The 12,473-nt window shown below is 72.2% G+C and carries 14 protein-coding genes; 6 read left to right on the forward strand and 8 right to left on the reverse strand.

Features of this window, described 5'->3' with window-relative positions; all coding sequences use genetic code 11:
- The first annotated feature begins 288 nt into the window (after nt 1-288).
- From nhaA to ACFY0I_RS05770, 3 genes are read left to right on the forward strand one after another with little or no spacing between them, the layout of a single operon-like run.
- Nucleotides 289-1,710: a Na+/H+ antiporter NhaA gene (gene nhaA, locus ACFY0I_RS05760; RefSeq protein WP_388890724.1), complete on the forward strand. Its 1,422-nt coding sequence runs from the start codon at nt 289-291 to the stop codon at nt 1,708-1,710.
- A 55-nt stretch (nt 1,711-1,765) separates the two neighbouring features.
- Nucleotides 1,766-2,227, forward strand: a complete 462-nt coding sequence (locus tag ACFY0I_RS05765) for a phage holin family protein (protein ID WP_388890727.1) — start codon at nt 1,766-1,768, stop codon at nt 2,225-2,227.
- On the forward strand, nt 2,224-3,195 hold the full coding sequence (locus tag ACFY0I_RS05770; protein ID WP_388890730.1) for an alpha/beta fold hydrolase: 972 nt from the start codon (nt 2,224-2,226) through the stop codon (nt 3,193-3,195). The genes ACFY0I_RS05765 and ACFY0I_RS05770 overlap by 4 nt, the downstream gene beginning before the upstream one ends.
- A gap of 432 nt (nt 3,196-3,627) precedes the next feature.
- Here ACFY0I_RS05770 and ACFY0I_RS05775 read toward each other — a convergent pair whose 3' ends face one another.
- The 3 genes from ACFY0I_RS05775 to nth form a co-directional block, all read right to left on the reverse strand.
- Entirely contained in the window at nt 3,628-4,830 is a 1,203-nt protein-coding gene (locus tag ACFY0I_RS05775; protein ID WP_388890733.1) for a MarP family serine protease, read from the reverse strand.
- 13 nt (nt 4,831-4,843) lie between these two features.
- Nucleotides 4,844-5,560 (reverse strand): NUDIX hydrolase, encoded by a 717-nt coding sequence (locus tag ACFY0I_RS05780; protein ID WP_388890735.1) that lies wholly within the window; start codon nt 5,558-5,560, stop codon nt 4,844-4,846.
- Nucleotides 5,561-5,687: 127 nt separating this feature from the next.
- Nucleotides 5,688-6,560, reverse strand: a complete 873-nt coding sequence (gene nth / locus ACFY0I_RS05785) for an endonuclease III (protein ID WP_388890737.1) — start codon at nt 6,558-6,560, stop codon at nt 5,688-5,690.
- Between the two features lie 248 nt (nt 6,561-6,808).
- On the opposite strand from nth, the gene ACFY0I_RS05790 reads away from it, so the two are divergent.
- Both ACFY0I_RS05790 and ACFY0I_RS05795 read left to right on the forward strand, forming a co-directional pair.
- Nucleotides 6,809-7,483, forward strand: a complete 675-nt coding sequence (locus tag ACFY0I_RS05790) for a Crp/Fnr family transcriptional regulator (protein ID WP_003981529.1) — start codon at nt 6,809-6,811, stop codon at nt 7,481-7,483.
- Between the two features lie 162 nt (nt 7,484-7,645).
- Nucleotides 7,646-8,449, forward strand: coding sequence for a nucleotidyltransferase domain-containing protein (locus tag ACFY0I_RS05795; protein ID WP_388890740.1), 804 nt, complete (start codon nt 7,646-7,648; stop codon nt 8,447-8,449).
- 9 nt (nt 8,450-8,458) lie between these two features.
- Here the strand turns inward: ACFY0I_RS05795 and ACFY0I_RS05800 are convergent, their stop codons facing one another.
- The 5 genes from ACFY0I_RS05800 to ACFY0I_RS05820 form a co-directional block, all read right to left on the reverse strand.
- The gene (locus tag ACFY0I_RS05800; RefSeq protein ID WP_388890742.1) at nt 8,459-8,758 is read right to left on the reverse strand and encodes a hypothetical protein; all 300 of its coding nucleotides are present in this window, start codon (nt 8,756-8,758) and stop codon (nt 8,459-8,461) included.
- Nucleotides 8,755-9,600, reverse strand: coding sequence for an MBL fold metallo-hydrolase (locus ACFY0I_RS05805; RefSeq protein ID WP_388890744.1), 846 nt, complete (start codon nt 9,598-9,600; stop codon nt 8,755-8,757). Before ACFY0I_RS05805 ends, ACFY0I_RS05800 begins: the two co-directional genes overlap by 4 nt.
- Nucleotides 9,597-10,511, reverse strand: coding sequence for an NUDIX hydrolase (locus ACFY0I_RS05810; protein ID WP_388890747.1), 915 nt, complete (start codon nt 10,509-10,511; stop codon nt 9,597-9,599). The genes ACFY0I_RS05805 and ACFY0I_RS05810 overlap by 4 nt, the downstream gene beginning before the upstream one ends.
- Nucleotides 10,512-10,780: 269 nt before the next feature.
- The gene (locus ACFY0I_RS05815) at nt 10,781-11,254 is read right to left on the reverse strand and encodes a RidA family protein (protein ID WP_388890750.1); all 474 of its coding nucleotides are present in this window, start codon (nt 11,252-11,254) and stop codon (nt 10,781-10,783) included.
- On the reverse strand, nt 11,251-11,412 hold the full coding sequence (locus tag ACFY0I_RS05820; RefSeq protein ID WP_008742438.1) for a DUF4177 domain-containing protein: 162 nt from the start codon (nt 11,410-11,412) through the stop codon (nt 11,251-11,253). Before ACFY0I_RS05820 ends, ACFY0I_RS05815 begins: the two co-directional genes overlap by 4 nt.
- 71 nt (nt 11,413-11,483) lie before the next feature.
- On the opposite strand from ACFY0I_RS05820, the gene ACFY0I_RS05825 reads away from it, so the two are divergent.
- Entirely contained in the window at nt 11,484-12,470 is a 987-nt protein-coding gene (locus tag ACFY0I_RS05825; RefSeq protein ID WP_388890752.1) for an ArsA-related P-loop ATPase, read from the forward strand.
- The last annotated feature ends 3 nt before the right edge of the window (nt 12,471-12,473 follow it).

The raw sequence follows: 12,473 nt of genomic DNA on the forward strand, positions 1-12,473 counted from the left end.
TTTACCCACAACACGCGGCCCCGCCCCCCCGCGTCGGACTCACGACCCCCCGCGCCAACCGGCCCGACGGACTGCGGGACCGGGGGCCCCCACCTGGGGGGGCGCCCGCCCCACACCGCGCCGCACGCCTCCCTCCCGTTTAAGGTGAAGATCACCTGATACGACCGCGCACGCCCTGTAATGTAAGAGAAGCGTCAATTTTTGACGCCTGAAAGTCTCAGGGTGCGCCGGGAAGTCTGGTCGGCAACAGCATTTGCCATGCCGTCGACCACCCGGAGGTTCCCCACCGTGGCCACCCCCACGCCCACCCGCAAGTTCCTCGGTCGGCTCTCGCTCCCCGAGTCGCGCTTCGTCGGGAACGCGCTGCGCACCGAAACCGTCGGCGGCGTCCTCCTCCTGGTGGCCGCGATCGCCGCCCTCATGTGGGCGAACATCCCCGGTATCTCGGACAGCTACAACAGCGTCCGCTCCTTCCACATCGGGCCCGCCTCCCTCGGCCTCGACCTCTCGCTCCAGCACTGGGCGGCCGACGGCCTGCTCGCGATCTTCTTCTTCGTGGCGGGCATCGAGCTCAAGCGCGAACTCGTCGCCGGCGACCTCAGCGACGCCAAGGCCGCTGCCCTCCCGGTGATCGCCGCGCTCTGCGGCATGGCGGTACCCGCGCTGGTCTACGTCCTGGTCAACACGTTCGGCAGCGGCTCGATGGACGGCTGGGCCGTCCCGACCGCCACCGACATCGCCTTCGCGCTCGCCGTCCTCGCGGTCATCGGCACCTCCCTGCCCTCCGCGTTGCGCGCCTTCCTGCTGACCCTCGCCGTCGTCGACGACCTCTTCGCCATCCTGATCATCGCGGTGTTCTTCACCAGCGGGATCAACTTCCTGGCCCTGGGCGGAGCCGTCGTCGGCCTGGTCCTGTTCTGGTTCCTGCTCCGCGCCGGCGTCCGCGGTTGGTACGTGTACGTCCCGCTCGCCCTGGCCATCTGGGCCCTGATGTACAACAGCGGGGTCCACGCCACCATCGCCGGTGTCGCCATGGGCCTGATGCTCCGCTGCACCCGCGAGGACGGCGAGGAGCACTCCCCCGGCGAGCACATCGAGCACCTGGTCCGGCCGCTGTCCGCCGGACTGGCCGTCCCCCTCTTCGCCCTGTTCTCCGCCGGGGTCTCGCTCTCCGACGACTCCATCGCGCAGGTCTTCACCCGCCCGGAGACCCTCGGCGTGGTCCTCGGCCTGGTCGTCGGCAAGACCGTCGGCATCTTCGGCGGCACCTGGCTCGCAGCCCGCTTCACCAAGGCCGAGCTGAACGACGACCTGGCCTGGCCCGACGTGTTCGCGGTGGCCTCGCTGGCCGGCATCGGCTTCACCGTGTCCCTGCTGATCGGCGAACTCGCCTTCCCCGGGGACGCCGTCCTGATGGACGAGGTCAAGGCCGCGGTCCTCATCGGCTCGCTCATCGCGGCGATCCTCGCGAGCGTCCTGCTGAAGATGCGCGACCGCAAGTACCGGGCCCTGACCGAGGCGGAGGAGCTCGACGAGGACCTCGACGGCATCCCGGACATCTACGAACAGGACAAGCCGGACTACCACCTGCGGATGGCGAAGATCTACGAGGACAAGGCCGCGGAGCACCGCCGCAGGGCCGCCGCCGCGACTCCCGCCGGCTCCGAAGCGGCGGGCGGGTCCAGCGCGGGCGGCAACCGTCCGGCATGATCTGTCTGACGACGCAGGACAGCCGCCGGAAGCAGACGACAGAGGGAGATCAGAGATGAGCGCAGTGGAGGACCAGGGGACCCCGGGAGCCGAGCGCACGCTCGGCCAGCTGGTCGCCTCGGCCACCGCCGAGATGTCGGCCTTGGTGCACGACGAGATCGCCCTCGCGAAGGTGGAGATCAAGCAGGACGTCAAGCGCGCGGGCATCGGCAGCGGAGCCGCGATCGTCGCGGGAGTGCTTCTGCTCTTCTCCCTCCCCGTACTGAGTTTCGCCGCGGCGTACGGCATCCACAATCTCGGGCTCGGGCTCGCGTGGTCGTTCCTGATCGTCGGTGGCGCGTTCTGGCTGCTCGCGGGCCTCATCGGACTGCTGGCCGTATCGAAGTTCAAGAAGGTCAAGCCGCCCACGAAGACGATCGACTCCGTCAAGCAGACCGCGGCCCTCGTCGGTACCGTCAAGCCGCACCCGCGCCCGGTCAGTGACAACGTCGTGGGTGTGGCACGCTCGACCTCATGACAGCCCCCTCGCCCGACGCCGGTACCCCGCCCACCGCCGCCACGGCGGTCCGGCTCGACCTGCCCGACGGGCGGCCGGTGACCCACCGGGACGTCGCGGCGAACGGCGCGAGGTTCCACGTCGCGGAGGTCGGGGAAGGCCCGCTGGTCCTCCTGCTGCACGGGTTCCCGCAGTTCTGGTGGACCTGGCGGCACCAGCTGACCGCCCTCGCCGACGCCGGCTACCGCGCGGTCGCCATGGACCTGCGCGGCGTCGGCGGCAGCGACCGCACCCCGCGCGGTTACGACCCGGCGAACCTCGCGCTCGACATCACCGGCGTCGTACGGTCCCTCGGCGAGCCGGACGCCGCCCTCGTCGGGCACGACCTGGGTGGCTACCTCGCCTGGACGGCCGCCGTGATGCGGCCCAAGCTGGTGCGCCGACTGGTCGTCTCCTCGATGCCGCACCCGCGCCGCTGGCGCTCGGCGATGCTGGCCGACTTCGGTCAGACCCGGGCGAGTTCGCACATCTGGGGCTTCCAACGGCCGTTCATCCCGGAGCGGCAGCTCGTCGCCGACGACGGGGCCCTCGTCGGGCAGTTGATCCGTGACTGGTCCGGGCCGCGCTTCCAGGAGGACGGGGCGGACGAGGAGGCGCTGGCCGTGTACCGGCGGGCGATGTGCATCCCCTCCACGGCCCACTGCTCGATCGAGCCGTACCGGTGGATGATGCGGTCGATGGCCCGCCCCGACGGACTCCAGTTCAACCGGCGCATGAAGCGGCCCGTGCGGGTACCGACCCTGCACCTGCACGGCTCCCTCGACCCCGTGATGCGTACGCGCAGCGCCGCCGGATCCGGCGAGTACGTCGAAGCCCCGTACCGCTGGCGGCTGTTCGACGGGCTCGGGCACTTCCCGCACGAGGAGGACCCGGTGGCCTTCTCGACCGAGCTGGTGAACTGGCTGGGGGATCCCGAACCCGACCGGTGACCGGCTCTTCCGCACACCGGCACCCGGTCCGACGGTTCTTGACGGACCGTCCGGCGTCGATGACGGGTCCGCGGATGATTCGTATGTCTGTCTTACGAGCATTCAATTGCCCGACGCATAGGCCAATTGGCCGCCCCGCACGGGATTACCGACCTTGGGCCCCGGGCACAGCTCGTTGTATGGGCTGGACGCACGACTACGGTGACACCGCACGCGAACGCCGCTCGGCCACAGCGCCGGGCGATCACGACAGGACCGGTCGGGACCTTCACGACCCCCGGCTCGGAATCCCACGCATCCTGCGCCGCCGGGCCCGCTGGGTCTCGGCCAGGCTGCGCCACCCGCGCATGTAGAGACGGCGCGGGGAGACCGCGAAACCAGCAGGGGCACCGCGCGGAACGCGGTGCCCCCTCACACGTCAGTCGACGGCCGTCACAGGGCGCAGCCCTGGCTGTCGGCCCGCCGGTCGGCGGTCCGGCCGATGCGGATGTCCTCGCGGATCTCGTCCGCCGTCAGGGCGTACCCGGTGTTCGGGTCGTCGAGCGACTTCGCGAAGACGACCCCGTACACCTTGCCGTCGGGCGTGAGCAGCGGGCCGCCGGAGTTGCCCTGGCGCACGGTCGCGTAGAGCGAGTAGACGTCGCGCTGGACGGTGCCCCGGTGGTAGATGTCCGGGCCGTTGGCGTTGATCCGGCCGCGGACGCGGGCCGCGCGCACGTCGTACGCGCCGTTCTCCGGGAAGCCGGCGACGATGGCGTCGCTGCCGCTCGCCGCGTCCTTCTCGGCGAACTCCAGTACCGGGGCCTTCAGCTTGGGCACGTCCAGGACGGCGATGTCGCGCTCCCAGTCGTAGAGCACGACCTTGCCGTCGTAGAGCTTGCCCTCGCCGCCGACCTGGACGGTCGGCTCGCCGACGCCGCCGACGACGTGCGCGTTGGTCATGACCTTGCCCGGGGCGAAGACGAAGCCGGTGCCCTCCAGGACCTTGCTGCAACTGGGCGCGGTCCCGACGACCTTCACGATCGAGAGCTTCGCCTGCTCGGCCACGCCGCTGCTGGCGAGGTCCGGGTCGGGCGCCTTGACCTCGGTGATCGGCTCGTTCGAGAACGGGCTGAAGACCTGCGGGAAGCCGTTGCGGGCGAGGGTGGTGCTGAAGTCGGAGAACCAGGTGTTCGCCTGGGCGGGGAGCACTTCCGACACACCGAGGAGGATCTTGGAGTTGCGGACCTCCTTGCCCAGCGTGGGCAGCGAGGTCCCCGCGAGCAGCAGCCCGATCAGCCAGGCCACCAGCAGCATCGCGACGACGTTGACCAGCGCCCCGCCGGTCGCGTCGACGGCGCGGGCCGGTGACCAGGTGATGTGGCGTCTGAGCCGGTTGCCCAGATGGGTGGTCAGGGCCTGACCGATCGAGGCGCAGATGATGATCACGACGACGGCGATGACGACGACGGTCGTGGTGACCTGGGTGCCGTTGTCGGTCACCCGGTCCCAGATCAGGGGCAGCAGGGACACGGCGACGAGACCACCGCCGAGGAAGCCGATCACCGACAGGATGCCGACGACGAACCCCTGGCGGTAGCCGACGATCGCGAACCACACGGCGGCGACCAGCAACAGGATGTCCAGCACGTTCACGTGGGCCACCGTCTCATGCACGCCAGTCGAGCGGGACGTGACGTGAGCGGTCCCACGGCAGCTCCCAGCCCGCGAAGTGCAGGATCCGGTCGATCACCCCGGCGGTGAAGCCCCAGACCAGGGCCGATTCCACCAGGAACGCGGGGCCCTGGTACCCGCCCGGGTGGACCACCGTGACCCGGTTCTCGGGGTCCGTGAGATCCGCCACGGGCACCGTGAAGACCCGGGCCGTCTCCGCCGGGTCCACCGCGCCGACCGGGGAGGGCTCGCGCCACCAGCCCAGTACCGGGCTCACCACGAACTCGCTGACCGGGATGTAGAGCCGGGGCAGCACCCCGAAGAGTTGGACCCCCGACGGATCGAGCCCGGTCTCCTCCACGGCCTCGCGCAGCGCGGCGCGCAGCGGGCCGGTGGTGTGGGGGTCGCCGTCCTCCGGATCGAGGGCGCCGCCCGGGAAGGAGGGCTGGCCCGCGTGCGAGCGCAGGGTGCCGGCACGTTCCTGGAGCAGCAGCTCCGGGCCGCGCGGGCCCTCACCGAAGAGGATCAGTACGGCGGACTGCCGGCCGCGGCCGTCCTCGGGGGGCAGGAAGCGGCTGAGCTGGCGCGGCTGCACGGTCCCGGCCGCCGCCACCACGGGTTCGAGCCAGGCGGGCAGGCCGGTGGTCGTGAGGGTCAGGCCCTCGCGGGCGGCCGGGGCCGCCGTGGTCTCGTCCCGTGTCCCGCGCGTCATAGGCACCCCTGTCCGTGTTCTCCCACACCGCTGAACGCGGTCCGGGTACCGATTCGTTCCGCGACACCCCGTACGGCGGTACGGGGGCCGCCGGCTCCCGTTCCCTCCGTACCCGGTGCACCGCCGCTCAGGCCTCCGTACGGGCCCCCAGCGGCGGGGCCGGCAGGCCCGGGTAGTCCGGGGGCGGGGTCAGGCGCTGGCCCGGCTGCCCGCCCTTCTCGTACTTCAGCAGCTTCTCGGCCTTCTCCGGGTCCGTTTCGCCCTCTCCGTACGACGGGCAGAGCGGGGCGATGGGGCAGGCGCCGCAGGCGGGCCTGCGGGAGTGGCAGATGCGGCGGCCGTGGAAGACGACCCGGTGCGAGAGCATCGTCCACTCGCTCTTGGGGAAGATCGCGCAGATCTCCGCCTCGACCTTCTCCGGGTCCTGCTGCTCGGTCCACTTGAAGCGGCGCACCAGCCGTCCGAAGTGGGTGTCGACGGTGATCCCGGGGACCCCGAAGGCGTTGCCGAGGACCACGTTCGCCGTCTTGCGGCCGACTCCCGGGAGGGTGACGAGGTCTTCGAGGCGGCCCGGCACCTCGCCGCCGAAGTTGTCCCGCAGGGCCTGGGAGAGGCCCAGGAGGGACTTCGACTTCGCCCGGAAGAACCCGGTCGGCCGGATGATCTCCTCCAGGTCCTCGGGAGCGGCCGCCGCCATGTCCTCGGGCGTGGGGTAGGCGGCGAAGAGGGCCGGCGTCGTCTGGTTCACCCGCAGGTCGGTGGTCTGCGCGGACAGCACGGTGGCGACCAGCAGCTCGAAGGGATTGCGGAAGTCGAGCTCCGGATGGGCGTACGGGTACACCTCGGCCAGTTCCCGGTTGATCCGGCGGGCCCGGCGGACCATCGCGAGGTGGGATTCCGGCTTCGCGACCGCCACCGGCTTCGGTTTCTTGGCCGAAGCTTTGCCCTGAGGGGCGGGTGGGGCCTTCCTGGGCGCCGCCACGGGGGCTTGTTCGCCCACGGCTGAATTTTGGGTCCCCGTCACTCCTGCGGACCCCTTGGCCTGTGCTCTCACCGGCTTATTGGACACCCGGCCAGCCTAAGGGTGGGCGCTGACACCCGCCCGGACCTCAGGTAACACCACTCCGATTGGTCCCTCGCCGCACAGCACGCCCCTCCGTCCGGCATCCTTGTGATTGATCGCACTGTTTGAGCCGTCCGGCAAAATGGGGAGCGGTCCCCTGGCTGGTCGACATAGGAGAGAGACTCGTGGACGACGTTCTGCGGCGCGCCCCGCTCTTCGCGGCGCTCGATGACGAGCAGGCCGCGGAGCTCCGCGCCTCCATGGGCGAGGTGACCCTCGCACGCGGTGACGCCCTGTTCCACGAGGGCGACCCCGGTGACCGGCTGTACGTGGTGACCGAGGGCAAGGTGAAGCTGCACCGCACCTCCCCCGACGGCCGCGAGAACATGCTGGCCGTCCTCGGCCCCGGCGAGCTGATCGGCGAGCTGTCGCTCTTCGACCCGGGCCCGCGCACCGCCACCGCCACCGCGCTGACCGAGGTCAAGCTCCTCGGCCTCGGCCACGGTGACCTCCAGCCGTGGCTGAACGCCCGGCCCGAGGTAGCGACCGCGCTACTGCGCGCCGTCGCCCGGCGCCTGCGCAAGACCAACGACCAGATGTCCGACCTGGTCTTCTCCGACGTTCCCGGCCGCGTGGCCCGGGCGCTCCTCGACCTGTCGCGCCGCTTCGGCGTGCAGTCCGAGGAGGGCATCCACGTCGTCCACGACCTGACGCAGGAGGAGCTCGCGCAGCTCGTCGGCGCCTCCCGCGAGACCGTGAACAAGGCCCTGGCCGACTTCGCGGGCCGCGGCTGGCTCCGCCTGGAGGCCCGCGCCGTGATCCTGCTGGACGTGGAGCGCCTCGCGAAGCGCTCGCGCTGACGCACCGCGCCGCGCACCGCGGCAGTCGTCGTGAAGGGGTCCTGCCCGGTCGGGCGGGGCCCCTTCACGCGTCCGGCCGTACGGGTCCGCGCGCGGATCGGAGGAGAACGCGACGGGGAGAACGCGACGGATTCCGGCCGGCGGAAGGGCAGAGTGGGGGCCATGGAGCACAGGGGGCTGGACGCGGACGGGTACTTCGAGCGGGAGGGCTCGCTCGGCCGGGTGCAGCCGGCGTTCGCCGACCTCGTCGCGGCCGCCCGGGGCCGGATCGCCGAGGCGTACGGGCGCCGGCTGCACAGCGCCTACCTGTACGGGTCCGTGCCGCGCGGGACCGCCCGTCCGGGGCGCTCCGACCTCGACCTGCTGATCGCCCTGCACCGGGAGCCGACCGATGAGGACCGGGACACGACCGAGGCGCTGGGTCGTGGACTCGACGAGGAGTTCGGCGAGATCGACGGCGTCGGCATCCTGCTGTTCGGCAAGGACCGGCTGCTGAGCGAGCAGGAACGTGACGACCTGGGGTGGTTCCTCGCCTGCCTGTGCACGCCACTGCTCGGGGACGACCTCGCCGAGCACCTGCCCCGGTACCGTCCGGACGCCCTGCTGGCCCGCGAGCTGAACGGCGACCTGGCCACCTTGCTGCCCCGATGGCGCAAGCGGGCCGAGGCCGCGCGCACGGCCGCCGAGCACCGCAAGATGAATCGTTTCTTCTCCCGGCACCTGGTGCGCACCGCGTTCACCCTGGTGATGCCCCGGTGGGGAGGCTGGAGCAGCGACCTGCGCGCGTCCGCGGAGGTCTTCGGCCGCTACTACCCCGAGCGCGCCGCACAGCTGCGGGAGGCCGCCGAGGTGGCCCTGGAGCCCGTTGCGGACCCGGAGGTGACGCGCCGGTACCTGGAGGACCTGGGCCCGTGGCTCGCGGACGAGTACACGGCCCGGCTGGGCACGAAGTCGCCCCGGCCGTGAGCGAGGGCCTCAGGCCCGCGAGGAGACGTCCATGGCCTCGACGGCCCGCTTGGCCTCGACCAGGCTCGCGCCGGTGATGCCCCGGTAGACCTTGATGGCCGAAACGGTGCGGCCCTCGCGCATCAGGGCGCGCACCTCGTCCAGCCCGGCCGGCTCCGGCTCCTCGATGCCGAGGTGGTCCAGGACCAGCCCGAGCCGGCGTTCCAGCCGGTCGACCTTGTCCTCCAGGGCCTTGGCGCGCAGCGTCGCGGACGAGGTGATCCACCCGGCGGTGGCCAGCACGGCGAGCAGCACGAAGAGCGTGTTCATTCGGGTCCCCCCGGGATCAGTCCGTGATCTTGAAGGTACTCCAGCTGCGCCCGTACGGACCACGTTGCCGCCGGCCAGAGGGACCGGTCCACGTCCGCGTAGACCCGGGCGACGACCGCTTCGGGGGTGACGCAGCCGTCCTCCACGGCCGTCTCGACCTGGGCGAGCCGGTGGGCGCGGTGGGCCAGGTAGTACTCGACGGCCCCCTGGGCGTCCTCCAGGACCGGCCCGTGGCCCGGCAGCACCGTGTGCACGCCGTCGTCGACGGTGAGGGAGCGCAGCCGGCGCAGGGAGTCCAGATAGTCGCCGAGGCGCCCGTCGGGGTGGGCGACGACGGTGGTGCCGCGACCCAGGATCGTGTCGCCGGTCAGGACGGCCCGGTCGGCCGGCAGGTGGAAGCAGAGCGAGTCGGAGGTGTGCCCGGGGGTGGCCACGACCCGCATCTCCAGGCCGCCGGTTCGGATGACGTTCCCCGCGGCGAGTCCCTCGTCGCCCAGCCGCAGGGCCGGATCGAGCGCGCGGACCTTCGTACGGGTGAGTTCCGCGAAGCGGCCCGCGCCCTCGGCGTGGTCCGGGTGGCCGTGGGTGAGCAGGGTCAGCGCGATCCGCTTGCCGGCCTGCTCGGCGGCGGCGATGACGGCCTTCAGGTGGGCCTCGTCGAGCGGGCCGGGGTCGATGACGACGGCCAGCTCGGAATCCGGTTCGCTGACCAGCCAGGTGTTGGTGCCGTCCAGGGTCATGGCGGAGGCGTTGGGGGCCAGGACGTTGACCGCGCGGGCGGTCGCGGGCCCGGAGGAGACCACTCCGCGGGGCTGGCCGGGCAGGGCTGCGGCGTCGGTCATGAGGGGGCCCCCGGCCGGTCGGAGCGGACGCGCTTGGTGAACTCGTCGTGGCCCGGCCAGCTGAGCACCAGCTCGCCGTCCTCCAGGGTGGCCCGGGCGACGATGGCGGTGAGGTCCTGCGCGGCGGCGCCCACGAGCGCCGCGGCGGCGCTCCCGTACGGCTCCAGCGAACGCAGCGTCGCGATGGTGGGCGGCATCATCAGCAGCTCGCCCTTGTCGTAGCCGTCGGCCGCGACGGCGGGGCTGATCCAAACGGTCCGGTCGGCCTCGGTGGAGGCGTTGCGGGTGCGCTGCCCCTCGGGGAGGGCTGCGACGAAGAACCACGTGTCGTAGCGGCGGGGCTCGAACTCCGGGGTGATCCAGCGGGCCCACGCGCCGAGCAGGTCGGAGCGCAGCAGCAGGCCCCGCCGGTCCAGGAACTCGGCGAAGGACAGCTCGCGGCCCACGAGGGCCTGCCGGTCGGCCTCCCAGTCGTCGCCGGTGGTGTCGCCGACGACGGTGTCCGCGGTCGGCCCCGCGAGCAGCACCCCGGCCTCCTCGAAGGTCTCCCGCACGGCTCCGCACACGATGGCCTGCGCGGAGGCGGCGTCGGTGCCGAGGCGTGCGGCCCAGGCGTCCTGGTCCGGGCCGGCCCAGCCGATGCGGTGGTCCTCGTCGCGGGGGTCGACCCCGCCGCCCGGATAGGCGTAGGCGCCACCGGCGAAGGCCATGGAGGAGCGGCGGCGCAGCATGTGCACGGCGGGGCCGGCGGGTGTGTCGCGCAGCAGCATCACCGTGGCGGCGCGTCTGGGCGCGACCGGGGTGAGCGAGCCGTCCGCGAGCGCGCGGATGCGGTCGGGCCACTCCGGGGGGTACCACTGGCCCCCGGCGGGCTGGCTGGACGACGACTGACCGTGCTGACCGTTCGGCATGGCCGGATGCTACGACCATCCGGCCCGATGTTCGAGGGGCACCCGCTGTGACCTGCCCCGACGGCGGACCGGCCGGCGGCCTCCACGGGCCCCAGCGGGCGCGACCCGAGCGAACGGAGGGGGTCGGAACCGCGTGAACGGAGGAGGTCGGAGCCGCAGGAGGCGGAAGGGTCGGAGCCCCGGGAAACGGAAAGGGCCGCTGCCGGAGCAGCGGCCCGATGCCCGAAGCCCGCGCGGCCGGGCTGCGGTCGCGCGGTGCGGAGCCCGGATCAGGCTCCGGGGACCAGCTCGACCTGGATCTCGACCTCGACGGGGGCGTCCAGCGGCAGGACCGCCACGCCGACCGCGCTGCGGGCGTGGACGCCCTTCTCGCCGAGGACGGCGCCCAGCAGCTCGCTCGCGCCGTTCAGCACGCCCGGCTGGGCGGTGAAGTCCGGGGCGGAGGCGATGAAGCCGACGACCTTGACGACGCGGGCGATCTTGTCGAGGTCACCGACCACCGACTTGACGGCGGCCAGGGCGTTCAGCGCGCAGGTCGCGGCGAGCTCCTTGGCCTGCTCCGCGGACACCTCGGCACCGACCTTGCCGGTCACCGGCAGGCTGCCCTTGACCATCGGCAGCTGGCCGGCGGTGAACACGTAGGAACCCGAGCGCACGGCCGGCTGGTAGGTGGCCAGCGGAGGAACGACCTCCGGCAGCGTCAGGCCGAGCTCGGCCAGCTTCGCGTCGACGACGCCGCTCATGCCTTCTCCCGCTTGAGGTAGGCGACGAGCTGCTCGGGGTTGTTCGGGCCGGGCACGACCTGGACGAGCTCCCAGCCGTCCTCGCCCCAGGTGTCCAGGATCTGCTTGGTGGCGTGGACCAGCAGGGGGACCGTCGCGTATTCGAACTTCTTGCTCATGGGGCGAGCGTAATGCCTGTCGTGCGGGCCTCATGCGCGGCCCGTGGACCGAGTCGTTAGGCTCGGACGCTGTGAGCAGGCTCCAGGTGGTCAGCGGCAAGGGCGGCACCGGCAAGACCACGGTCGCCGCGGCACTCGCGCTCGCCCTCGCACGCGAGGGCAGGCGGACACTTCTTGTGGAGGTCGAGGGCAGGCAGGGCATCGCGCAGCTGTTCGGCGCGGAAGCGCTCCCCTACGAGGAGCGGAAGATCGCCGTCGCGCCCGGCGGGGGCGGGGGTGAGGTGTACGCGCTCGCCATCGACGCCGAACGGGCGCTGCTGGACTACCTCCAGATGTTCTACAAGCTCGGTTCGGCCGGCCGCGCGCTCAAGAAGCTCGGCGCGATCGACTTCGCGACGACCATCGCGCCCGGCCTGCGGGACGTCCTGCTGACCGGCAAGGCGTGCGAGGCGGTGCGGCGCAAGGACAAGGCCGGCAGGTTCGTCTACGACCACGTGATCATGGACGCCCCGCCGACCGGGCGGATCACCCGCTTCCTCAACGTCAACGACGAGGTCGCCGGGCTCGCCCGGTTCGGGCCGATCCACAACCAGGCCCAGGCCGTCATGAAGGTGCTCAAGTCCCCGGAGACCGAGGTGCACCTGGTGACGCTGCTGGAGGAGATGCCCGTCCAGGAGACCGCGGACGGCATCGCCGAACTGCGGGAAGCCGGCCTTCCGGTGGGCCGCGTCGTCGTGAACATGGTGCGCCCGCACCACTTGGACGAGGACACCCTGCGCTCCGCCGCCGGCGAGCACCGGGCCGAGATCGCGCAGGCCCTGTCCCGGGCCGGGCTGGGCGGCGCCCGCCGCGGCGGGCTGGCCGAGCGGCTGGTGGAGCCGCTGCTCGCGCAGGCCGCGGAACACGCGGGCCGGGTCCGCCTGGAGCGCGAGCAGCGCGCCACGCTGGCGGGGCTGGACGTGCCGACGTACGAACTCCCCCTGCTCGGGGCGGGGATGGAGCTGGCCGGGCTCTACGAGCTGGCCGCGGAGCTGCGCAAGCAGGCGGACGCCGAATGAGCG

The sequence above is a fragment of the Streptomyces sp. NPDC001568 genome (genome assembly GCF_042893755.1).
GTDB lineage: Bacteria > Actinomycetota > Actinomycetes > Streptomycetales > Streptomycetaceae > Streptomyces.

Excerpts from the sequence above, each read along its gene's own strand:
- ACFY0I_RS05770 (WP_388890730.1), top strand. The coding sequence starts at position 2,224 with ATGACAGCCCCCTCGCCCGACGCCGGTACCCCGCCCACCGCCGCCACG.
- ACFY0I_RS05800 (WP_388890742.1), bottom strand. The coding sequence starts at position 8,758 with ATGAACACGCTCTTCGTGCTGCTCGCCGTGCTGGCCACCGCCGGGTGG.
- ACFY0I_RS05795 (WP_388890740.1), top strand. The coding sequence starts at position 7,646 with ATGGAGCACAGGGGGCTGGACGCGGACGGGTACTTCGAGCGGGAGGGC.
- ACFY0I_RS05820 (WP_008742438.1), bottom strand. The coding sequence starts at position 11,412 with ATGAGCAAGAAGTTCGAATACGCGACGGTCCCCCTGCTGGTCCACGCC.
- ACFY0I_RS05780 (WP_388890735.1), bottom strand. The coding sequence starts at position 5,560 with ATGACGCGCGGGACACGGGACGAGACCACGGCGGCCCCGGCCGCCCGC.
- ACFY0I_RS05765 (WP_388890727.1), top strand. The coding sequence starts at position 1,766 with ATGAGCGCAGTGGAGGACCAGGGGACCCCGGGAGCCGAGCGCACGCTC.
- ACFY0I_RS05810 (WP_388890747.1), bottom strand. The coding sequence starts at position 10,511 with ATGCCGAACGGTCAGCACGGTCAGTCGTCGTCCAGCCAGCCCGCCGGG.
- ACFY0I_RS05815 (WP_388890750.1), bottom strand. The coding sequence starts at position 11,254 with ATGAGCGGCGTCGTCGACGCGAAGCTGGCCGAGCTCGGCCTGACGCTG.
- ACFY0I_RS05805 (WP_388890744.1), bottom strand. The coding sequence starts at position 9,600 with ATGACCGACGCCGCAGCCCTGCCCGGCCAGCCCCGCGGAGTGGTCTCC.